This is a genomic window from Flavobacterium sp. (assembly GCF_044376915.1).
GTDB lineage: Bacteria > Bacteroidota > Bacteroidia > Flavobacteriales > Flavobacteriaceae > Flavobacterium.
On record NZ_JBILKB010000027.1, the window covers coordinates 1 to 23,909 of the forward strand.

At 35.7% G+C, this 23,909-nt stretch carries 20 protein-coding genes; 8 read left to right on the forward strand and 12 right to left on the reverse strand.

Translation table 11 applies throughout. From position 1 onward, the window contains the following. On the reverse strand, positions 1-652 hold a 652-nt coding region (locus ACIQ6Z_RS04425), incomplete at its 3' end, for a DNA alkylation repair protein (RefSeq protein ID WP_396209724.1). 100 nt (positions 653-752) lie between these two features. On the opposite strand from ACIQ6Z_RS04425, the gene glmM reads away from it, so the two are divergent. Next, positions 753-2,150: a phosphoglucosamine mutase gene (gene glmM, locus ACIQ6Z_RS04430; RefSeq protein WP_396209726.1), complete on the forward strand. Its 1,398-nt coding sequence runs from the start codon at positions 753-755 to the stop codon at positions 2,148-2,150. Positions 2,151-2,184: 34 nt separating this feature from the next. On the opposite strand, the gene ACIQ6Z_RS04435 is transcribed toward glmM, so the two are convergent. After that, positions 2,185-3,045, reverse strand: coding sequence for an alpha/beta hydrolase (locus tag ACIQ6Z_RS04435; RefSeq protein ID WP_396209727.1), 861 nt, complete (start codon positions 3,043-3,045; stop codon positions 2,185-2,187). A 110-nt stretch (positions 3,046-3,155) separates the two neighbouring features. On the opposite strand from ACIQ6Z_RS04435, the gene ACIQ6Z_RS04440 reads away from it, so the two are divergent. From ACIQ6Z_RS04440 to cmk, 5 genes are all read left to right on the forward strand, one after another. Beyond that, a complete protein-coding gene (locus ACIQ6Z_RS04440; protein ID WP_396209728.1) occupies positions 3,156-4,451 on the forward strand; it encodes an MFS transporter in 1,296 nt (431 codons plus the stop codon). Positions 4,452-4,482: 31 nt separating this feature from the next. Beyond that, the gene (locus tag ACIQ6Z_RS04445) at positions 4,483-5,064 is read left to right on the forward strand and encodes a hypothetical protein (RefSeq protein ID WP_396209729.1); all 582 of its coding nucleotides are present in this window, start codon (positions 4,483-4,485) and stop codon (positions 5,062-5,064) included. 196 nt (positions 5,065-5,260) lie between these two features. Then, entirely contained in the window at positions 5,261-7,723 is a 2,463-nt protein-coding gene (gene lon / locus ACIQ6Z_RS04450) for an endopeptidase La (protein WP_396209731.1), read from the forward strand. Between the two features lie 115 nt (positions 7,724-7,838). Then, positions 7,839-8,858: a type IX secretion system protein PorQ gene (gene porQ, locus ACIQ6Z_RS04455; RefSeq protein WP_396209732.1), complete on the forward strand. Its 1,020-nt coding sequence runs from the start codon at positions 7,839-7,841 to the stop codon at positions 8,856-8,858. A 166-nt stretch (positions 8,859-9,024) separates the two neighbouring features. Continuing rightward, positions 9,025-9,708 carry a (d)CMP kinase gene (cmk, locus tag ACIQ6Z_RS04460; RefSeq protein WP_396209733.1) on the forward strand — a complete coding sequence of 228 codons (684 nt, stop codon included), beginning with the start codon at positions 9,025-9,027 and terminating at the stop codon, positions 9,706-9,708. A 46-nt stretch (positions 9,709-9,754) separates the two neighbouring features. Here the strand turns inward: cmk and ACIQ6Z_RS04465 are convergent, their stop codons facing one another. The 6 genes from ACIQ6Z_RS04465 to truA form a co-directional block, all read right to left on the reverse strand. Beyond that, a complete protein-coding gene (locus ACIQ6Z_RS04465) occupies positions 9,755-10,987 on the reverse strand; it encodes a T9SS type A sorting domain-containing protein (RefSeq protein WP_396209734.1) in 1,233 nt (410 codons plus the stop codon). A gap of 115 nt (positions 10,988-11,102) precedes the next feature. Further along, the gene (locus ACIQ6Z_RS04470) at positions 11,103-13,091 is read right to left on the reverse strand and encodes an OmpA family protein (RefSeq protein ID WP_396209735.1); all 1,989 of its coding nucleotides are present in this window, start codon (positions 13,089-13,091) and stop codon (positions 11,103-11,105) included. A gap of 10 nt (positions 13,092-13,101) precedes the next feature. Then, on the reverse strand, positions 13,102-14,862 hold the full coding sequence (locus tag ACIQ6Z_RS04475) for an Ig-like domain-containing protein (protein ID WP_396209736.1): 1,761 nt from the start codon (positions 14,860-14,862) through the stop codon (positions 13,102-13,104). A gap of 154 nt (positions 14,863-15,016) precedes the next feature. Continuing rightward, complete coding sequence (lpdA, locus tag ACIQ6Z_RS04480) at positions 15,017-16,405, reverse strand: dihydrolipoyl dehydrogenase (RefSeq protein ID WP_396209737.1); 1,389 nt, start codon at positions 16,403-16,405, stop codon at positions 15,017-15,019. Positions 16,406-16,585: 180 nt separating this feature from the next. After that, positions 16,586-18,337: an ABC transporter ATP-binding protein gene (locus ACIQ6Z_RS04485; RefSeq protein ID WP_396209738.1), complete on the reverse strand. Its 1,752-nt coding sequence runs from the start codon at positions 18,335-18,337 to the stop codon at positions 16,586-16,588. Between the two features lie 18 nt (positions 18,338-18,355). Further along, the gene (truA, locus tag ACIQ6Z_RS04490; protein ID WP_396209739.1) at positions 18,356-19,102 is read right to left on the reverse strand and encodes a tRNA pseudouridine(38-40) synthase TruA; all 747 of its coding nucleotides are present in this window, start codon (positions 19,100-19,102) and stop codon (positions 18,356-18,358) included. A 106-nt stretch (positions 19,103-19,208) separates the two neighbouring features. Here truA and ACIQ6Z_RS04495 point away from each other — a divergent pair, with 106 nt between their 5' ends. Then, entirely contained in the window at positions 19,209-19,703 is a 495-nt protein-coding gene (locus ACIQ6Z_RS04495; protein ID WP_396209740.1) for a metallophosphoesterase family protein, read from the forward strand. 107 nt (positions 19,704-19,810) lie between these two features. On the opposite strand, the gene ACIQ6Z_RS04500 is transcribed toward ACIQ6Z_RS04495, so the two are convergent. Then, positions 19,811-20,230, reverse strand: coding sequence for a DUF4293 domain-containing protein (locus ACIQ6Z_RS04500; RefSeq protein ID WP_396209741.1), 420 nt, complete (start codon positions 20,228-20,230; stop codon positions 19,811-19,813). 190 nt (positions 20,231-20,420) lie between these two features. Between ACIQ6Z_RS04500 and rho the strand changes: the two genes are divergently transcribed. Further along, on the forward strand, positions 20,421-22,169 hold the full coding sequence (rho, locus tag ACIQ6Z_RS04505; RefSeq protein ID WP_396209742.1) for a transcription termination factor Rho: 1,749 nt from the start codon (positions 20,421-20,423) through the stop codon (positions 22,167-22,169). A 129-nt stretch (positions 22,170-22,298) separates the two neighbouring features. Here rho and tpiA read toward each other — a convergent pair whose 3' ends face one another. The 3 genes from tpiA to ACIQ6Z_RS04520 form a co-directional block, all read right to left on the reverse strand. After that, positions 22,299-23,048 carry a triose-phosphate isomerase gene (tpiA, locus tag ACIQ6Z_RS04510; protein WP_396209743.1) on the reverse strand — a complete coding sequence of 250 codons (750 nt, stop codon included), beginning with the start codon at positions 23,046-23,048 and terminating at the stop codon, positions 22,299-22,301. Then, positions 23,048-23,530 (reverse strand): redoxin family protein, encoded by a 483-nt coding sequence (locus tag ACIQ6Z_RS04515; protein ID WP_396209744.1) that lies wholly within the window; start codon positions 23,528-23,530, stop codon positions 23,048-23,050. The genes tpiA and ACIQ6Z_RS04515 overlap by 1 nt, the downstream gene beginning before the upstream one ends. 21 nt (positions 23,531-23,551) lie before the next feature. After that, positions 23,552-23,909 (reverse strand): TlpA family protein disulfide reductase (locus ACIQ6Z_RS04520; RefSeq protein ID WP_396209745.1); only part of this gene is annotated, 358 nt, incomplete at its 5' end.

Genomic DNA, 23,909 nt, shown 5'->3' on the forward strand with positions numbered 1-23,909 from the left:
AAGCTTCTCTTGTACTTAAAGGCTTTAATTGTGCAGATAAAACAAATGCTTTAACCCCTGCTGGATTGAAACGACTGTAATCGCGTAATGCCCAACCTATAGCTTTTTGAATGAAAAACTCCTTGGAGTGTTTGTGTTTTTCGCATTCCGATTTCAAGAGATCAAAATTAGTATTCTCTTTATAACTCAATTGGAACAAGATAGCACTTCGATTCAGCCATAGGTTTGAAGCCAATGAAAAACGCCCTATTACCGCATCGGTTTCTTGTGGGAATTGTTTTAAAAAGCCTCCTAATTGATATTTGGCAAGGGTATCAACAGTATCCCACCAGGAATGCGTTGTGATTAGTTTTTCGATGAATTGAATGTCTTCAAGTCGGTAATTGTTTTTAAATTCTTTCCGTAACAAATCGATAGCACAGTGGTGAAATTCGCGTTCTTGCTTTTGAAATAATTCCCAAGCAATTTCTCTGAAGTTTGACTTGATTTCTAGTTTATGTTCTTCGTAATTTTTCTTGAAAATAGTTCTTCTTTCCTCGGTATTAATGCCGAAAAATGTAAAATTGTTTTTCAAATAGTTTGCCATTGGAACCGCCAATACTGCATTTGAGGCCTTTTGAAAATCTTCGGATATAGCGTAACTAAAGTTCATCTAATTTTAAGTTCTTTATGTAATTATAAAAAAATAGTTGCGTTGTTGTGCCATTGCGACCTACATCTTTTATATTTGTAGTTCAAAATTAATACAAATCATGACATTAATAAAATCAATATCAGGAATTCGAGGCACAATAGGTGGCGGTGTGGGGGAAAATTTAACCCCAGTTGATGCCGTGAAATTTGCATCGGCATACGGAACATTTTTAAAAACAAGACATGCTGCGAAAGGCAATGAACGACTAAAAGTTGTCATTGGTAGGGATGCACGAATTTCGGGACCCATGATTCATAATTTAGTGATGAATACGTTAGTGGGTTTGGGAATTGATGTCATTGATTTAGGGTTATCCACTACGCCTACCGTTGAAATTGCCGTGCCATTAGAAAAAGCAGATGGTGGAATTATATTAACTGCTTCTCACAATCCAAAACAATGGAATGCTTTAAAATTGTTGAATGAAAAAGGGGAGTTTTTGAGCGGTAAAGAAGGCGAGATTATTTTAGAAATTGCTGAAAAAGAAGCTTTTAATTTTTCTGAAGTAGATCATTTAGGGGAAGTAACAGAAAACAATGCCTACATGGATATTCATATTGATGAGGTACTCGAATTGCCCTTAGTTGATGCTGCATTAGTTAAAACAAAGAAATTCAAAGTTGTAGTAGATGGTGTGAATTCATCGGGCGGTATTATTATTCCCAATTTATTAGAACAAATGGGGGTTGAAGTGGTGAAATTGTATTGCGAGCCCAACGGAAATTTTCCACACAATCCAGAACCCTTAAAAGAACATTTGGGTGATATTTGCAAATTGGTTGTAGCTGAAAAAGCTGACTTCGGAATTGTAGTTGATCCCGATGTAGATCGTTTGGCTTTTATTTCAAACGACGGCGAAATGTTTGGTGAGGAATACACTTTGGTAGCAGTTGCAGATTATGTGTTGTCAAAAACACCGGGTAATACTGTATCAAATATGTCGTCTTCTCGAGCGTTACGTGATATTACTGAAAAACATGGCGGGACCTATCAAGCTAGTGCAGTAGGCGAGGTAAACGTAGTCGAATTGATGAAGAAAACAAATGCCATTATCGGTGGGGAAGGAAATGGAGGAATCATCTATCCTTCTTCTCATTATGGAAGAGATAGTATGGTTGGAGTCGCTTTGTTTTTGACCTATTTAGCACATCAGAAAAAAACTGTTGCCGAAATTAGAGCCGGTTTTCCGCAATATTTTATGAGTAAAAATAAAATTGAGTTAACACCTCAAATTGATGTTGATGCTGTTTTAGCGGCATTGACCGAAACCTATAAGTCGGAGAATATAACCACTATTGATGGTGTTAAAATTGATTTTCCAACCCAATGGGTGCATTTGCGAAAGTCAAATACAGAACCCATCATTCGTATTTATACGGAAGCTCCTACTCAAAGTGAAGCTGATGCATTAGCCCAGCGATTTGTAGAAGAGTTAAAAAAAATTGCTGGAATATAATTTAAAAAAAAGCCTAACATTTGTTAGGCTTTTTTTAGGTAAGAAAACTATTAATCTTTTCAATTACGGCGTCATCCCCTAAGATTTTTCGATGCCCCAAACCTTCGGTAATAAATAATTCGCCTTCTTTCAAGTGTTTTTCAATATGGTAGGCCGATTGCACGGAAACATCTGCGTCGTCTGCATCGTGAATGACTAAAACGGGGATGTTGATGTTTTCAGCGGCTTTGTATGCAGAATAATCGTCCATTTTACCGCCAAACTTTGTTTCAAAATGATTTTTTAAATGCAAGCCAAAAATAGGTTTTAATTTCAATTTGTGAATAAAATCATCAATGATGTCTTGAATGATATCGCCACTTCCAATAGTAATTGCTTTTTTTACGATTAATTTTTGTTGGATTGCATTTAAGACCGACATGCCTCCAAGGGAATGACCAATTGCATATTCAAACGGACCTTGTATTTTTTCTAGTTCGAGTATGGAAGCAATAAATTCGGTCATGATCGAAAAATTACCTTTTGATTTCCCGTGAGCAGGGGCATCAAAACTAATGATCATAAATCCTTTTTTAATCAATTCATCTGCAATTTTAACCAATTGGGTTCCTCTTCCAGACCAACCATGAACTAATAGTATTTTTTTAGCTCCCGATCCATAAGTATACATTACAATTTCTTTATGAATGGCTGGTACCCAAAGTGTGTATTGTTGGCTGTTTTGATCCATAGCCAATTCTCTTTTGGGCATTTTGTGTTTTATAGGTGTCGTAAATAATTTAGCAGCAAATAATGTTGTTAATTTGGGCGATACGACTTGTAAAAATTGTGCCATCCCAATGATAATTTTTGGAATTGGCTGACCACCTGAAGCTTTGGTTTTATTTTTTGACATGTTCGTAATTTTGACGCAATTTACAACTATTAAAAACGAATCAAACTTCTTTTGAATAAAAAATAATATGTTATATTTGAATTCCAACTCAAGTTTTGGAGTTATTTTACATGAAATATTTAGCAAAGGGATCACCAAAATTAGTATTTGCTTGGTCATTTTATGATTGGGCCAATTCGGTCTATTCATTAGTAATCGCTTCGACTATTTTCCCCATATTTTATGGGGCGCTTTTTCGGCAAAAAGGAACAGATGAAATAGCGTTTGCTGGATTTTCGATACAAAGTGAAGCCTTGATACCTTACGCAACTGCTTTTGGGTTTTTAATCATTGCGGTAATTTCACCATTGTTGTCTGGAATCGCCGATTATTTAGGAAACAAGAAATCGTTTATGAAATTCTTTTGTTACCTCGGTTCGCTTTCGTGTATGAGTTTGTACTTTTTTTCGTTAGAAAATTTGTGGTTCAGTTTACTATCGTATCTATTTGCGCTCATTGGATTTTGGGGGAGTTTAGTATTTTACAATTCATATTTACCCGACATTGCACCTAAAGATCAACAAGATCGAGTAAGTGCAAAGGGCTATAGTTTGGGCTATATCGGTAGTGTTATCTTATTATTAATTTGTTTGGCTATGGTTTTGTTGGTGCCCGAAAATCAAGCCATACAGATGATGCGTTTTTCTTTCTTGTTGGTGGGTATTTGGTGGTTAGGATTTAGCCAGTATACTTACAAGTATTTGCCCAATTTTAAAAACAACAATAAGCTCCATTGGGATATTCTGTTTAATGGGTTTTTAGAACTTCAAAAAGTCGGACGGCTTATACAACAAATCCAACCCTTAAAACGCTACTTGACCGCTTTTTTTGTTTACAGTATGGCAGTGCAAACTATTATGTTGATTGCGGCTTATTTTGGAGAAAAGGAAGTGCAGTGGGGTAGTGATAGCAAACGTACAATAGGGCTCATTGTAAGTATTTTAGTGATACAATTAGTGGCTATTTTTGGTGCTTGGATTACGTCTAAATTGGTTGAAAAATATGGCAATATAGGAGTATTGGTATTTTTGAATTTTTTATGGATACTGATATGCGCTTATGCTTATTTTATAATCACGCCTAATGACTTTTATATAGCTGCCTTTTGTGTGGGATTAGTGATGGGGGGCATACAGTCTTTATCTCGCTCCACATATTCAAAATTGATCCCTGCGGAGTCAAAAGATACTACATCCTTTTTTAGTTTTTATGATGTAGCTGAAAAAATAGGAATCGTATTTGGTATGTTTACCTATGGTTTTGTTGCTGAAATTACCGGACGTATTCAAAATGCTATTTTATTTTTAATTTTATTTTTTGTGGTTGGATTACTTTTACTTCTTAGAGTGCCAAAAAGTAAAATTTAGTTTTATATTTGAAGTCTTAATATTATAATTTATGAAACTCATAAAACGCATCTCATTTTTAGTTTTAATTGCTATACCATTTATTTTGAACTCTTGTAGTAATGAGCCAATAGATCCTGCTATAGATCCTGCAGCTAATGGTGGAGGTTCTTCTGGAGCATTACGTTGGAGTTGTAAAGTTGATGGAGTCCTTTATGAGTGGAGCGGTACAATTAGCTCAACTAATGGTATTTCTAATTATTCTAAAGATGATCAAAATGCAACAGATGGTAATCCAAATGGTGTGGTAGTTCTCAGTAAATCAAATAATACTACTACAAATGAATTATATTTAGGATTAACGATGCCTGATATTCGAACGGGTACTTTTACTTTAGATGGAAGTAGTGTAAACAACGCTGCTGTATTAACACTTTCTTCGTCTTTAAGTTATGGGACAGTTAGTGGGCAATCTATTACTGTAAATATTACAGAATTATCCAATAATACAGCGATTACTGGAAATTTAACAGGTCGTGTTAAGGGAACATTTTCTGGCTCAATGCGACAAGTAGGTAGCTTACAAACGATTGTAATTACTGAAGGCTCATTTGAAGCGATTCGTATGCAATAATAATTGAAAATAAAATATTTAATTATCCCGAATGTATGTTCGGGATTTTTTGTGGCATGCATCTTGAATACTCTTACTGCATTACTACTTGAATAAATTGTTTTTATCATTGATAATCAATTGAATAGCTTGTATTTTTGCGAATTAAATCATGAATAAATAATATAGTTACTGACAAAAAGACCCTATTTATCCTATGCCACATCATAAAATACTTGCCCTTGACAATTTGTCACTTCAAGAAATGGATCCTGATTCTGAATTAATTCCGTTGATGACTCCGGAAGACGAAGAGGAAATGAATAATGAGGAATTACCGAAAGACATTGCTATTCTTCCGTTGCGCAATACTGTGTTGTTTCCTGGTGTAGTCATTCCAATTACAGCGGGTAGAGACAAATCCATCAAATTAATCAATGATGCCAATGCAAAAGGGAAAATCATTGGGGTAGTAGCTCAAAAAGATGAAAATGTAGAGGAGCCTACGCCAAATGATGTGCATCACATTGGTACCGTGGCACGCATCATGCGCGTCTTAAAAATGCCTGATGGCAATACGACTGTAATTCTACAAGGTAAAAAACGCTTTGAAATTGATGCTTTTACACAAGAGGAACCTTATTTTCGCGCTTCAATAAAAGAAGTTACAGAAGAACGTCCCGATGCTAAAAATGTAGAATTTAAAGCCATTATCGAATCCATTAAAGAGTTGGCCATTCAAATTATTAAGGAAAGTCCAAGCATTCCTACGGAAGCTACTTTTGCCATAAAGAACATAGAAAGCAATCCGTTTTTGATCAATTTTGTTTCGTCTAACATGAATTTGTCAGTGGAAGAAAAGCAGCAATTGTTATCAATTAAAAATTTGAAAGACAGAGCATTAGAAACGCTGCGATTTATGAATCTAGAACTTCAAAAATTAGAAGTTCGTAACGATATTCAATCGAAAGTTCGTTTTGATTTGGACCAACAGCAACGCGAGTATTTCTTACAGCAACAAATGAAAACCATACAGGAAGAACTGGGCGGTGTTTCTTATGAAGCTGAAATTGAAGAAATGCGTGCTAAAGGATTGCAAAAGAAATGGGACGAAACTACGGCAAAACATTTTGAAAAAGAATTGTCAAAATTACAACGCACTAATCCAAACTCACCAGATTTTGGTATCCAACGCAATTATATCGAATTGTTTCTTGAATTGCCTTGGAATGAATTTACCAAAGATAATTTCGATTTGAAACGTGCTCAAAAGATTTTAGATCGGGATCATTATGGTCTTGAAGATGTGAAGATACGCATCATTGAGCATTTAGCTGTTTTGAAATTGCGTAACGATATGAAATCGCCAATTTTGTGTTTATATGGCCCTCCAGGTGTGGGAAAAACTTCTATTGGAAAATCGGTTGCTGAGGCTTTAGGAAGAGAGTATATTCGCATGTCTTTGGGAGGTTTGCGCGATGAAGCTGAAATTCGTGGTCACCGTAAAACCTATATTGGAGCCATGCCTGGACGCATATTGCAAAATATTAAAAAGGCAAAAACATCTAATCCAGTCTTTGTGTTAGATGAAATTGATAAATTGTCTACCAGTCATAACGGGGATCCTTCTTCAGCTTTGTTAGAAGTTTTGGATCCAGAGCAAAATAAAGAGTTTCATGATAATTTCTTGGAATTAGGCTATGATTTATCGAAAGTAATGTTCATAGCTACGTCAAATAGTTTGTCAACCATACAACCTGCTTTACGCGATCGAATGGAAATTATTGAAATGACGGGCTATACCATTGAAGAAAAAATCGAAATTGCCAAAAACCATTTATTGCCCAAGCAATTAAAAGAACATGGTTTATCGGCAAAAGACTTGCAAATTGGCAAAAAACAATTGGAAAGAATTGTAGTAGGCTATACGCGTGAATCGGGAGTGCGTGGTTTGGAGAAAAAAATAGCTCAAGTGGTGCGTCATGCGGCAAAATCAATTGCCATGGAGCAATCCTATAATATTAAAGTTAGTGATGAAGATATTTTAGCCGTATTAAAATCGCCTCGAATGGAACGCGATAAATATGAAAATAATGAAATTGCTGGTGTGGTTACGGGATTGGCTTGGACTTCAGTAGGAGGTGATATCTTATTTATAGAATCCTTAATTTCAAAAGGGAAAGGCACCATGACCATGACTGGAAATTTAGGAACTGTGATGAAGGAGTCGGTTACTATAGCTTTGGAATATATTCGTTCGAATGCCGAACAGTTGGGTATCGATCCCGAAGTGTTGAACCAGTATAATATTCATATTCACGTGCCGGAAGGTGCCACTCCAAAAGATGGACCCAGTGCCGGTATAGCGATGTTGACTTCAATGGTTTCTTCTTTTACACAAAAAAGAATCAAAAAAAACATTGCCATGACAGGTGAAATTACCCTTCGAGGAAAAGTATTGCCCGTGGGTGGTATTAAAGAAAAGATATTGGCGGCTAAACGCGCCAACATTAAGGAAATTATTTTATGCCGAGAAAACAAGCGTGATATCGAAGAAATTAAGCCCGATTATATTGACGGGTTAACCTTTCATTATGTGGATAAAATGAGTGACGTTTTGGATATTGCCATTACGAATCAAAAGGTAAAAAACGCCAAAACTGTTGAAGCAAAACAGTAAGCAATCTTGAACTGAAATATTAAGAACCCTCAATTAATATTGGGGGTTCTTTTTGTTTCCTAATCAATATAATTTTATCTTCGCAGTTGCGTTATCAATTAGTTAACTCCGCATCATGCTACAAAAAGCGATATTCTATATTATGTTTTTCCTTTCGACTACAGTTTATAGTCAAATAGGAGGTAAATATGTATATCAGTTTTTAAATTTGGCACAATCTGCTAGACAGGCAGCTTTGGGTGGTAAAACGGTTACTGTAGTAGATTATGATGTCAATCAGGCTTTTTATAATCCGGCAACGATTAATGAGAAAATGAGCAACCGTTTGTCGACTAATTTTGGGAATTATTATGGTGAAGTAACCTATGGGACTGCTGCCTATGCCTATACGTATGACAAACATTTGCAAACGTTTCACGCGGGCGTGAGTTACATCAATTACGGTTCTTTTGATGGAAGGGATGAATTGGGGAATCCTACTTCAGATTTTACAGGTAGTGAAGCCGCTTTGTCTTTGGGATATGCATACAATTTGCCTTGGACAGATATGTATATGGGCGTGAATGCTAAATTGATTTCGTCAACATTAGAAAGTTATAATTCGTGGGGTGCAGCGGTAGATTTAGGTCTTTTGTATGTAGATACACAAAACGACATCAATTATGGGTTGGCTGTGCGTAACCTAGGTGCACAAATCACGCCTTATGCTGATACCCGTGAAAAATTACCCCTTTCTATTGATGCGGGTATTTCACAATTGCTAGAAAACGTGCCCATTCGTTGGCACATGACGTTTGAAAATTTACAACAATGGAATATCGGGTTTTCCAATCCCAATAGAGCACAAGGAAGCTTAGATGGTAGTACACAAGAAGAAAAGGTATCGTTTTTCAATAATGCACTGCGACACCTTATTTTGGGTGCCGAATTATTTCCCGAGAAGGGATTCAACATACGATTGGGGTATAATTTTAGGAGAGGTGAAGAACTTCGCATTATAGAACAACGTCATTTTTCAGGTATTTCAGTTGGTTTTGGTCTCCGAATCGGAAAAATTAAATTTGATTATTCCTATTCGAGATACACCTTGGCAGCCAATACGAGTTTATTTGGCTTAATGATTGATTTGAACTAAAGAAGGGAGTTTGGAGTGATTAGTAAGGAGTTTGGAGTGAATAACTTAAATGAACTTTATTATATACAAAGTATTACTTAAAAAAAATTATATCACTTATATGTTTAAAAAAGCTGTAAATTAATAATATAAAACTTAGCGCCTTAGCGTCTTTGTGGCAAAAAATATGAAAAAAATCACCATAGCAATTGACGGTTTCTCGTCAACTGGAAAAAGTACGTTAGCAAAGCAATTGGCTGCAGCATTGGGTTACGTCTATGTAGATACAGGGGCGATGTATCGTGCGGTAGCGTATTTTGCCATGCAACACAATTTAGTTTCAGAAACGCATTTAGATAAATTAGGATTGATAGCTGAATTACCAAATATCAATTTACGCTTTCAATTCAATTCTACTTTAGGATTTGCTGAAATATATTTGAACAACGAAAACATCGAAACGCAAATTAGAACCATTGAAGTATCTCGCATGGTGAGCAAAGTAGCCGAAGTATCTGAAGTGCGCGCTAAATTGGTTGAACAACAACAAGCCATGGGCCAAGACAAAGGAATTGTAATGGATGGAAGAGATATAGGTACCGTTGTTTTTCCAGAAGCCGAACTAAAATTATTCATGAACGCCAGTTCCAAAACCAGAGCCCAACGCCGTTTTGATGAATTGATTGCGAAAGGTCAACACGTTACTTTTGAGGAAGTGATACATAACGTGGAAGAACGCGATTATATCGATACACACAGGGATGATTCGCCTTTAGTGAAGGCAGCTGATGCCATTGAAATTGACAATTCAGCGATGAGTAAAACCGAGCAGTTTGAATTGGTTTTGAAATTGGTGCAAGAGAAATTTTAAAAATATAATTTATTGCTTCCAATGGTGTTTCCGATTAGGAAACCATTTACTCAATAAAGATAATTTTATTTTCATTCATAGTTTCAGAGCTTAAATTAAGTAGGTAAGCGCCTTTATGCAATTGGTTGACTTTAATTGATTGTCCATTTTGGATAGTTCCTTTAAGTACCGATTTTCCAGACAAATCAAAAATTTCGTAGGATGAACTATCGCAATTTAATTGAACTGTAATCATTTCTTTAGTAGGGTTTGGATATACAGTTGTGAATTTGAAATTATTATTATTACCCAACGAACTAAAACGTGATAGCGCGTAGTCGTAATTGTCAGCTTCAATTTCAATTATTGTGTTCGGTGGCAAAGCGTCACTTACGAGCTGGTTAGTAATTGTATTGTATCTATATAATCGTTGTTGGTTATTTAAATCAATAGCAATAAAAACCAATGTTTCAGTTGCTTGATCGTAGGTTCTATTGAAAACCTGAAGTCCTGTAACTTCTACTATATTTACTAAGTTAGAAACCATTCCAGTTTCAGAATTTAATATACCTACATTTAACGTAGAAGTACTAGTGTTTGAATTAAATTGTGGGTAGATGATATAAATATTATTTTGTTCATTACTGTATTCTAAACCAATATTTCCAATGATATTTGGTCCAGCCAAAGGGGTAACATTATATGAAAAGCCATTAGTTGTAATTGTCGATTTGACTAATTTTTTTGCATTTTCAACTTGTGTAATAAAATAGTAAATTTTGTTGTCTGAATCATAGCAACTTCCATCTGGAAATAAAATTCCTAAATCATTACTATTATAATAACCCAAATTTGTTGATAACTGTGTTGTTGGACTGTAGCGATTTAAAAATACATTATTCTCTTGATCAGCATCATAAGAATAAAGAAAACCATTTTGCATATCAACTTCTCCCGATCCATTATTAACACTAGTTACTTCGTTTAATGTAATAGTATTATTTTGTGTGTTATATTTTAGCATCTTACTAACATAGTCATTATTTTCATTTAGTAGAATCCTTGAATAGTACTCTCCATTATTTGAATTATATATTGAAGAGCCTCCCAAAACACCAACATAATCTACTGGAATCACATTTGTGAAATTTGTTTGACCAGCATTCCATTTGACGAGGTTATCAACAGTTTGACCATTAGAAGTAAAGCCAATCAATTTTATTACTTGTTGAGAATACGAACAATGTATTGAAATGACATGCAATAATCCAATAACTACTATATAAATAAACTTTTTCATGCGTTAATTGATAATAATTGTTACAAAATTATTAATTTGTTTTATATTTTTAAATAAAAGTTAAACAAATTTAGCGTTAATTGATTTTCATATCATAAGTTACTTTATGTTTTTTTTATTGTGTGATATCAATAACCACAGTTCGATTGTAAAATCGTTCTTCGGGATAGTTGTTTTCAAACGGTACTAATTTTTGATTTTCTCCTTCGCCACGGATTTTGAATTGCACATCGGTTCTTCCTAAAGCGGCAAGACTTTTCTCTAAAATACTTTTAACATCATTTGCTCGAGCCAGGGATAATTCTTGGTTGTAATCGGTAGCGCCAATTATATCGGTGTGCCCTGTAATGGTAACCGTACTGTTTTTTGGGATTTTTGGCGTTACAATTTTTGTTAAATACGTTTCATAAATGGCAATGGATTTGGATTCGTTAAATTCATAGATGATACTAAATCGTATGCTTTCTTGGATTACTGGAATTATCAAAGGGGTTAAGTTCATGGAACTTTCTTGGTAAATTGTTTTACCTGAATTTGTAATTCCTGTCATTTTTACTTTGTAGTCACTTTTTTCGAAGGTGTTTGTTATACTTGTTCTTGAAATAGTTACTTCTTTGGTTTTGTAGGGACCAAATTTTTGAATCTTTCCTGAATTGTCACTAATTTCTACCGACCAGGATTTTAAGTTTTTTTCTGCTCCAAAAACATTAAAAACAATATCGTCATTAGAATTGTGAATGATTTCAATGGGTTTTAGTGGTGTGTTTTTACCAGTTTGAAATTCCATCAATAATTCCGATGCATCACTTTCTATTGAAACTCTTTGATCTCCTTCTCGTAATAATTTTAATTCGCGCGTTCCACCGGTTGTCTCTGATGGGTGTTCGGGTTTGTTTCTGCCTTCAACAGCTATGCGACTTTCTTTTATCTCAAAAATAGTTGTCAAATAGTTTTTTATGTTTTGTGCCATCAGTATTCCTTCTTGCGGTCCATTCTCCGAGGATCCCACTAATGTGATTTTCGTTTCGGGAAATTTGACCATTCGATCACCTAAAATATTTAAAATATTATAGTAAACAATCATTTGACGTTCTGATCGCCCCGACATGTTTTTCGGTATGATAAAGGGTACTTGATCCGATCTAAAATTAGTCACTTCATTTTTAGACAATAAAATATAACGATTGGGAATTTCGGTATCATTTAAATTGAAAAAAACATAATTACGAATTGGAAAAACCTCACGAACAACTCTACTGTAGGTTGATGGGGTAGGAGAAACAATCGAGAACGATACTGTTTCATCAATTATTTTTTCAATGAGATGACCTTGGCCAAATTTTAATACTATACCAAATCGTACTGTTGAGATGTTCCAAGTTTCAACTGATCTAGGGTTTTGTCCAAAATAAGGGTGATAGGAAGCAAATGGGGATAAGATAAATTGTGTTTTGCTATTTGTTGATTGTAACGGAATATCGTACCCTAATCCAATTTGCATCGAAACAAGGGTATTATTTACCGCGCTAAAATCGCTTTTTATTGCTGGATTTTGTACTTGAAGTGGATAATCTGGATTTATTCCCTGTATGTAAGTGAATGATTTGTTTTGAATGAATGCAAATCTGGGTCCGCCATAGAGGTATAAATTAGATCTAAATGGAGCCAATCGAAAACTGGGTTCTATGCTGATATAACTTAGTTTTGTTTCTAAATCGGCTGGGCAATTACAGGGCGTTGTAACTTGATTGAATTTACCTTCTCGACTATCATAGCCCACTTGAAATTGAAACCCTAATCTTGTGCCTGGTTTGTGATATTCTATGTTTGGGGCAATAAAAAAACCAATCCCAAGTCCGTTGTGAAATGCAGTGGGCGGTGTAAATCCTTCATTCAACATAAAGGTAGCGCCACGATAAAAGTTGCTATTTGTTCCAACCGCAACCCCAAACATCCATGAAGGTTGTGTATATTCTTTTATTTGTGCAGTTACGTTATTTTGGCCTAAAATTAGTAGCGTAATTACGAGTAAAGTTTGCATTTGAAATACCGATAGGAATCGATAATCTGCGGTTGCAATTGCGGGAATAGTATTTGTTTTCATAATTTATTTTTTATTGAGGCACATTAATCGTTGTATTTACCATAGTCACAGAGGCAACTAGAGATAATGCTCTTCCATTTAGAACAGTTTGGACAGCGTTACCTGCCGTTGAAAATGTTACTCCCGAATTGGCAAGAATAGTTCCAACCATTGTGCCACCACCAGCACCATTTATGATTGCTGTGCTTCCCACATACCAAAATACATTTTTAGATAAAGCACCATTAATTAAAATTACACTTTTAGCTCCTGTAGGTCCTGCAATTCCAACGGTTAATCCAGCAGCAGTTTGGAAAATCCATACGGCATTCGGGTCGCCTTGAGCATCAAGTGTTAGGTTTCCATTTGCAATAGTAAACGTACCGCTGTTTGATTTATAAATACCGGGTGCTAACGTTAATCCACCAAGTTCACCAGCTCCTGGATCAATTCCACCTGGCATTGAAGCTGGTGAAATACTTAAATATGCAGCATTTGCATCTGCTAACGCTTGTGAAGCTATGGCAAAAGAAGTCGCGGTTCCTGGCATTGGTGGCGCTGTTGAAATAGCACCTGTTACATTTCCTACATTTAAAGGCGTTTCGGTATATATGGCAGTTGCATCATGAAAACCGGTAATTAATGTTGAAGCAGCTGTTGTGGCAATACTTCCATGAATTACCGTATTGATGCCTTGATTGGTAATCCCTGCATTTCCACCATAGGCTCCAAAAGGGGCTGCCGAACCCAAATTGGGAGCTATGGAGTTATTAATTGTTGTAAAGGTCCACATATAATTATTTGCTAGTGGAACACCTGTCACATTCTTAGCTACTGATGTAATAGTAGCGGTAAATATAGCATTTGCTAATAGGGGGTTGTTTGGTGTAAAAGTCGCCACATTTCCACTGTAGTTCACCGAACCTAAAATAGAGATCGTACCTTGTTTTAAGGTAAATGAGGCAGTCGTTATCGTTGCGGGATCCATAGCCATATCAAAAGTTGCGGTTACAACCTTAGTTACTGATACTCCAGTCTCATTGGAAAAAGGATCCGTCAAAATTACGCGTGGTGCTACAATAGCACCTGTTGTAAAATTCCAAACGTAATTAGATGCTAATGACACACCTGCCATATTTTGTGCTCCAGTTGTTATAGTTGCGGTGTAAATAGTATTTCCAATTAAGTTGGCATTTGGTGTAAAATAAGCTGAATTTCCAGAATAAGTCACCATACCAGAAATAGTAGTGGTTCCTTGTTTCAATGTAAAGGTTGAAGTGTTTACAGTTGTTGGTTCCATTGGCATATTAAAAGTAGCATTCACAACTTTATTTAGCACGACTCCAGTTTCATTAGGGGATGGGCTTGTGGCAAGTACAAGTGGCCGTAAAATAGCACCCGTACTAAAAGAAAAAAGGTAATCCTCTTGCAATGCATTTCCTCTAGGATCTTTGGCCCCTGTGGTTATTTGTACGCTATAGGTTGTATTTGGTATTAAATTTTGAGCAGGTATAAATGTTGCTGTAGCCCCGTTCGTTGAAATAGTTCCAGCAATTGCCAAACCATTACGCACAATAAATGTGGAGGAATTAATGGTTGAAGGATTCATTACTTCATTAAAAGTAACCGTTATGACTTGATTTAATGGAGTGTTTATGGCAGAATTACTAGGATTTGAATCTATGACTACCGGACAAATCCCAGAGGTCTCTTGAAAATCGTCATTTGCACAACGCATTAGTAGAGTAGCTAAAACTATCGCTATAGTTACTAAAATGTATGTTTGTTTCATGGTTATTGTTTTTATGAAACAAAGGTGCAGCTAGTTAAAGCTTATACTGTTATATAAAAAACGAATTAGTTACATATTTTCCATAAAAAAATCCGACCTGTTTTCACAAATCGGATTTCTATATATTTTGTACTTAAAACTACGTACCTCGAACTTACATATGAATTACTTCACCGTACGCATCAGCTACGGCTTCCATTACCGCTTCACTCATGGTAGGGTGTGGATGTACTGCCTTTAAAATTTCGTGGCCGGTTGTTTCTAGTTTACGGGCTACTACTGCTTCAGCAATCATATCGGTTACACCAGCTCCAATCATGTGACAACCTAACCATTCACCGTATTTGGCATCAAAGATAACTTTTACAAATCCGTCAGGAGTTCCTGAGGCTTTTGCTTTACCTGAAGCAGAGAAAGGGAATTTACCAATTTTTAACTCGTAGCCTTTTTCTTTTGCTTGTTTTTCAGTCATCCCTACCGAAGCAATTTCTGGAGTTGCATACGTACAACCAGGAATGTTTCCATAGTCTAATGCTTCTACGTGTAATCCTGCAATTTTTTCCACACATAAGATACCTTCTGCCGAAGCTACGTGCGCTAACGCTTGTCCTGGGGTTACATCACCAATAGCGTAATAACCTGGAACATTAGTTTGGTAATAAGCGTTTACTAAAATTTTATCTCTATCGGTAGCAATACCGGTTTCTTCTAATCCAATGTTTTCAATGTTGGTTTTAATTCCAACAGCTGATAATAAGATATCGGCCTCTAAAACTTCTTCACCTTTAGCTGTTTTTACAAAGGCTTTAACACTTTTTCCTGAAGTATCAATACGATCCACAGAAGCATTGGTCATGATGGTAACACCTGCTTTTTTCATCGAACGTTCCATTTGTTTTGAAATGTCTTCGTCTTCAACAGGAACAATATTTGGCATGAATTCTACTATCGTTACTTCTGTTCCCATGGCATTATAAAAATGCGCAAATTCTACCCCAATTGCACCCGATCCTACAACAATCATTTTCTTTGGTTGCTCTGGCAAGGTCATCGCTTGGCGGTAACCAATTACTTTTTTACCATCTTGAGGCAAGTTAGGCAATTCGCGAGAACGTGCTCCTGTTGCAATAATAATATGATCAGCTGAATATTCAGTTACTTTGCCATCGGCAGCCGTTACGTCTACTTTTTTGCCTGGTTTTATTTTTCCAAAGCCATCAATAATGTCAATTTTATTTTTCTTCATCAAAAATTGAACACCTTTACTCATGCCATCTGCAACATCACGAGAACGTTTTACAACCGCATTGAAATCTTTATCAAAGTCTTTAACGGTTAATCCATAGTCTGAAGCATGTTTTAAGTAATCAAAAACTTGAGCTGATTTTAATAAAGCTTTCGTTGGAATACAACCCCAATTCAAACATATTCCTCCCAAATTTTCTTTTTCAATTACAGCTACTTTGAAGCCCAATTGTGAAGCTCTAATAGCCGTTACATAACCACCAGGGCCACTTCCTAAAACGATGATGTCGTATTTCATTAGTATAAAGTTTTTCAGTTTTATTTCAGTTGCGAATTTAAGGAATTATTTTAAATCAATAGCAATGACAAGAACAATTTCAAATGCAATAACATTATAGGCAACACCAATAAAGATATATTTTATAATTCAATGAAATCTCCATTCAATTAACACTTGCATTACACAGGTTATGTAATTTTACTCCAATTCAGTTGCAAATTGCGAATCGTACAGTTTTCTATAAAAACCATTGGATTGAGCTAATAATTTCTGATGCGTGCCGATTTCAACTATTTGCCCTTGGTCCATTACAATAATTTTACTTGCATTTACAATAGTGGCCAGGCGATGGGCAATAACTATAGAAGTTCGGTCTTTGGTGATGGTTTCAGTAGCTTTTTGAATCAATTCTTCGGAATGGGTATCAATAGAAGAGGTCGCTTCATCCAAAATCAAAATGCTCGGGTTACTAACATATGCTCTTAAAAACGCAATCAACTGACGTTGCCCAGAAGATAACATTACGCCTCGTTCTTTTACATTGTAATCATAGCCTTCTGGTAATGTCATGATGAAATCGTGCACGCCAATTTTCTTAGCGGCAATAATTACTTCCTCACGCGAAATGGAAGCGTTGTGTAATGTGATATTGTTGTAAATGGTGTCTGAGAACAAAAAAACGTCTTGCAACACAATAGCAATTTGCTTTCGAAGGCTTTCTAAGGTATACTCATTTATGTTGTGATAATCTATGGTGATTTCGCCCGAATCAATATCATAAAATCGATTTAATAAATTGATAATGGTCGATTTTCCCGCTCCAGTACTACCAACAATGGCAATAGTTTCGCCTGGTTGTACCTCTAAAGTAATGCCTTTTAATACCTCTTCTCCAGCAAGATAACTAAAACGAACATTTTTCAATTGGATCGTGCCCTTAAAGTGCGACGCAATTTTTGTACCGTTATCTTGAACCTGTTCCTGAGAATCTAATATTTCGAATACGCGATCAGCCGCAACAATTCCCATTTGCATGACGTTAAATTTATCTGCAATTTGGCGCAGCGGATTGAACAACATGTTAATCAGCATGGTATAAGCAAACAAATCGCCAATGGTGCTTTGAGAGGATCCGTTTATGATCGAAATTCCAGCATAATATACAATTGCACCAAGCGTTAATGAAGAAACAATATCGGCTATAGGAAAGAAAATAGAGTTATAGAGTATGTTTTTTAACCAAGCTTTATTGTGTTTTTGATTGATATCTTTAAACTTTTCCAATTCAATGTTCTCACGATTGAATAATTGTACGATTTTCATTCCGGTTAAGCGTTCCTGAACAAAGGTGTTCAAATTAGCTACTTCATTTCGTACCTCATTAAAGGCAACTTTCATTTTCTTCTGAAAAATATCGGTTGCAAATAGTAATACAGGCATGGCTAAAAGCACTATAAGCGATAATTTCCAATTCATGAAAAACATAATAGCCAAAATGACAATCATCTTTAGTACGTCGCTCACAATCATGAACAAACCTTGACTGAAAATACTGGCTATAGATTCAATATCGGAAACCGAACGCGTTACTAATTTTCCTACCGGTTCGGTATCAAAATATTTCATTTTAAATGACGTAATGTGATGAAATAATTTGTCTCGTAAATCACGAATAATATCTTGTCCAAGCCAGTTGGCCCAGTAGGTGAAATAAAATTGCGCCAGCACTTCTAATAATAATACGATCGCCATGATACCGATGTATACTAATAAGCCATGTTTGTCTTCGGGTTTGATGTATTCGTCAACCGTTTGTTTTAATAAATACGGACGCGCTGCTGCAAAGAGAGAAAGTAATACAGCCCATACAATTACCCAATTGAACCTTTTTTGATAAGGTCTGGCATAGTGCAATACTTTATTAAGTGAATTGGATTTTATGAACTTCATTTTTCTATTTGCTTCTGACTATTTGCTCTCCTTTATGAATGGATAAGCAACTTTTACTAAATATAATCCATGCGCTGGAACTGAAAAACCAGCTTTTCCTCGGTCTTTGCTTGCAATGATGGTATGTAAATCGGATACTTCCATTCTCCCTAAACCAATGTTAATAAGGGTGCCCACAATTGCTCGTACCATATTTCGTAAAAAGCGATCGGCTGTGATGGTAAAGATAAGTTGATTTCCGGATTGTGTCCAATACGCTTCCGAAATTTTACAATGAAACGTATTCACATCGGTATGTACTTTGGAAAAACATTCAAAATCAGCGTATTCCAAAAGGATTTTACTGGCTTCGTTCATTTTTTGGATATCCAACGGATTTGAATGATACCAGCTGCCATCGACTATAAAGGCATCTTTAAATGTATGTATGTAATATTCGTAGGTTCTGGAAGTCGCATCAAAACGCGCATGTGCATCTGGATGTACTGAAAAAATACGGTAAATGACAATCGAAGGCGGTAAAAACGAATTCAATTTGTGTGACCAATAATCGGATTCCAATTCTAATTCGGTCTCAAAATGCGCAAACATTTGCTTGGCATGGACTCCAGTATCAGTTCTTCCAGCGCCAACAATAGCTATAGGTTCTCGTAATAACGTTGTAAGTGCCTTTTCCAAAGTTTCTTGTACCGACGATGCGTCAGGCTGACTCTGAAATCCGTGGAAGTTTTTCCCGTTGTAAGCAAATGCAATGAAATATCTCAAAATATAATGTTCAGTATTCTTTTTTTTGTATTCAGTCTTGCAAATTTACAAAATTCAAAAGTAATGTTTCGTTCAATTTCTGATAATAAAAACTTATTTTTGTTTCATGAAGAAAATCTTACTGCTATCTGACACGCACAGTCACATGGATTATGTTATTTTAAAATATGTCAATCAAGCCGATGAGGTATGGCATGCGGGTGATATTGGTGATTTATCAGTAACCGATGCCTTAAAAAAAGTAAAAACACTTCGAGGGGTTTATGGTAATATAGACGATGATAAAGCCCGAATGGAGTTTCCTTTGCACAATCGCTTTTGGTGCGAAGGAGTAGACGTTTGGATTACGCATATTGGTGGATATCCCACAAAATATAGTCCAGCAATTCGAGCAGAAATACATCAAAATCCACCAAAATTGTTCATTTGTGGTCATTCTCATATTTTAAAAGTACAATTTGACAAACAACTGAATTTGCTTCACATGAACCCGGGTGCTTGTGGCAAATATGGTTTTCATCAAGTGCGAACGATGTTGCGCTTTGAAATTGATGGAGATAAAATTCAGAATTTAGAGGTAATTGAATTGGGGAAGAAATAGTTTAAAACTTTAAAATTTGTTGTTCATATGTTCAATTATTAAAACAAAAAAATCCGAAACTTTCGCTTCGGATTTTTTCTTCGCACTAATAAACTAAGATGATAGGTTTATCGTAATCGATCCACAGATTTTACGAGATCTTCGTCCTTTTTTATTGCCTTGTTCGCCAAGACTAATAAAACGATAGAAATTGCAGGAAGAAACATCCCAATACCCTTCTCTGAAACCAAGGTTTCTCCGGATAAATTTAGCGAGCGATACACAAAAAATCCTAGTAAAATAAAGTTAAATATCATGTTCAATCTGTTCAAAACAAATTGATTTTGTCTCTTTTTAAAACTAAAAACACTCCACACGGCCAATACGGTAGCACAACCAAATAACGCCAAAAAAATAGGCGATGCGCTTGCAAAAACAACTGTCGTTTTTGCTTCGGTTTGTATCGACCATAATTCAAAAACAAATGGTAAAGCCCCAGTTACTATTGCACTGAGAACCATATATAGTGTTTGAATACGTTGAATCATTGAATTTATCGTTTTTACTAAAGCAAAAATAGTATTTCTTTTTTATTTATACTATTGTTATTTCCAAATTTATTCGTACTATTGCAGCGTATTATTCGTAAGTACTTCATTCTACGACATCTTACACAACAAAAAAAATCTTACCATTTTTTGTTTTTAATCAACCAACCATTTTATTCAAAATATATCCATGTTCGATATTGAAGTATTAAAAGAGATGAAACTCTCTGATTTGCAAGAAATTGCAAAAGTAGCTAAGATCAATAAGTACCGTTCTTTAAAAAAAGACGATTTGGTCTATCAAATTTTAGATTTGCAAGCAGCTAAGCCTGAAATTATTAAATCTGAAATTCCAGCTGCGGAACAACCCAAAGAAAAAAGAGCGCGAATTGCTCCAAAAAAAGAGCGCATTCAGGCCCCACAAATAAAAAAAGATTTGTTTTCAAAACCTTTGAAAGAAGTAACAGAAACGCTTATTTTAGAGGAAAGTGTTGCTAATGCACACCCAAAAGGAGAAGTAAATGATATAGCCGTTAAACCCAATTCTAAATTGCCCCGCAAGGAGTTTAAAAATAAAAAGCCTTTACCACAAACAGCTACAGAAGCTATAGCACAACCAGTTGCAGCTGAACCTTCAGCAGAAACGGTTCAAAACGATAGAAATACGCCTAAAAATCCTAATTTTAAGGCCAATCAAAACAATCCCAACCACCCAGATTATAAGAAAAGTAATGCGGCTGAAGTTGGAAATGGAAACAACGTAAACGGAAATAAAAATCCACATCAAAACAAAAAACAAAATTTTAGAGAACCCGATTATGAATTTGATGGCATCATCGAAAGTGAAGGGGTTTTAGAAATGATGCCTGATGGATACGGATTTTTACGTTCGTCGGATTACAATTACTTGGCATCACCTGATGATATTTATCTGTCGACTTCTCAAATTCGTTTGTTTGGATTAAAAACAGGGGACACTGTAAAAGGTGTAGTGCGTCCTCCTAAAGAAGGTGAAAAGTATTTTCCATTGGTTAAAGTATTGAAAATTAACGGTCACGACCCACAAGTGGTAAGAGATCGTATATCATTTGAACATTTGACACCAGTTTTTCCAACTGAAAAGTTCAATTTAGCCGATCGAAATAGTACGGTTTCTACCCGAATTATCGATTTGTTTTCACCTATTGGAAAAGGACAACGTGGCATGATTGTGGCCCAACCAAAAACGGGTAAAACCATGTTGTTAAAAGATGTAGCGAATGCTATTGCAGCCAACCATCCCGAAGTATATTTAATTGTATTACTTATTGATGAACGCCCTGAAGAGGTTACCGACATGCAGCGCAGTGTAAGAGGAGAAGTGATTGCTTCTACTTTTGACAGAGAACCACAAGAGCATGTTAAGATTGCCAATATTGTTTTAGAAAAAGCAAAACGTTTGGTAGAGTGCGGACACGATGTTGTTATATTGTTAGACTCAATCACTCGTTTGGCTAGAGCTTACAATACGGTGCAACCAGCTTCAGGAAAAGTATTGAGTGGTGGTGTAGATGCGAATGCGTTGCAAAAGCCAAAACGTTTCTTTGGAGCGGCTCGTAATGTAGAAAACGGTGGTTCGTTAAGTATCATCGCAACAGCATTAACGGAAACCGGTTCAAAAATGGACGAAGTTATCTTTGAAGAATTCAAAGGAACAGGTAATATGGAGTTGCAATTGGACAGAAGAATTGCGAACAAACGTATTTTTCCAGCGATCGACTTGGTTTCTTCAAGTACGCGTCGTGATGACTTATTGTTAGACGAAAATACCATTCATAGAATGTGGATCATGCGTAAATATCTTGCTGATATGAACCCTATAGAAGCCATGGATTTTATTCACGACCGATTTAAGAAAACCCGAAATAACGAAGAATTTTTAATTTCGATGAATCAATAATAAAAAAAAGCTCCGATACCATCGGAGCTTTTTTTTGGAATTATTTTGGATACAGACTGAATAAATTAATGAAAATTAAAAATCAGTTTCTCCCTTGTTCTATAATCCGAAAATCGAATAATCTGAAAATCAAAATCCTTTAGCTATAGCTATAAAGTCAGCTGCTTTTAAGGCTGCGCCACCAATCAATCCACCGTCAACATCGGGTTTTGAAAATATTTCTTTGGCATTTTCGGGTTTTACACTGCCACCATATAAAATAGTAAGCGCATCGGCAATATCAAATCCGTATACTTTTTCGACCAAAGTTCTGATGAATTTATGCATTTCTTGTGCTTGATCTGGAGAAGCGGTTTCACCCGTTCCAATAGCCCAAACGGGTTCGTATGCTAATACAATATTAGTCCAATCTTTCTTGTCTATATGAAATAATCCATCGCGTAATTGGTATTCTACAACATTGAAATGATTATCGTTTTGGCGGTCTTTTAATTCTTCACCAAAGCAAAAAATCACACGCATGTCATGCTTAAGTGCGGTATCAACTTTGCTCGCTAATAATGCATCCGATTCATGAAAATAGGCACGTCTTTCGCTGTGTCCTAAAATCACCGTGTTTACTCCGATGTCAGTTAACATACTTGCTGCAATTTCGCCAGTGAACGCGCCACCTTCTGCTTGGTGCATGTTTTGAGCGGCAACAGTTATTCCTTTACCTTGCGTAATTTCTACAGCTTTTGCTAAATTTACAAAGGTTGGAGCAACAATTAGTTCTGCATTCGTATTGGTTTGTTGGGCAATAATTTCTTCTAATAAAGCTACAGTTTCTTTCTGGGTTTTGTGCATTTTCCAGTTTCCAGCTACAATATTTTTTCTCATTATTTTAACGATTCTAAAGTTTTAATTAATTTTTCATCATCGGCTTCGATGACTTTGTAAAGTGCTATTTTTCCTGTTTTGTCAACGACCATATATCTAGGAATCCAGTCCAAATCGATTGATTTTCCAAATACCCCTTTCATACCATCGGCGGTTAAATAATGCTCTCCTTTCACGTCATATTTTTCAATTCCTTTTAACCAAGCGTCGTAGGTTTTATCCATAGATATGAATAGGTAAACAGCATCTGGATAGTGCTCTTGAAGGGATTTTACTTTAGCCATTCCTTTGATGCAATCGGGACACCAAGAAGCCCAAACGTCAATTACGATTGTTTTTCCTTGGTATTTTTTCAGTATTTCTGCAAAAGATAAGGGTTGGTTGGTGGTAGATACCATTACATTTTCTAGTCCTTCTTTATTAAATGCGGTTGCTTCTTTTTGTGCACAACCGAATAGACTCACAAGGCAAGTTGTTGCCATAATTATTTTTTTTAACATGACTTATTTTTTTAGTTCAGTATACTTCTTTTTTACGAATTTCTTTAGTTCTAATCCATTGAATTTATTAGTATTGATACCGTCATAAAATAGGATTTCATTTCCGTTCCAAAGATATTTTACGCCAGGGGTATCTCTTGTATTTCCAATAAGACTCCAAAAACTGATAATGTCTACTACTTGGTAAGGGTATTTTGTTCCAGCTACGTTGAAAAATTCGGGTATTTTGTCGGCTTCTTCATCCATAAAAATTATCGAAACGGCTGGAAAATTTTTATCTTTTCGTTTCATTTCGGTCAATTCTTTGGCTGTTTCTTGACAATGTTCACAACCGGGAGCAAAAAAGCATAGTATTTTTTTA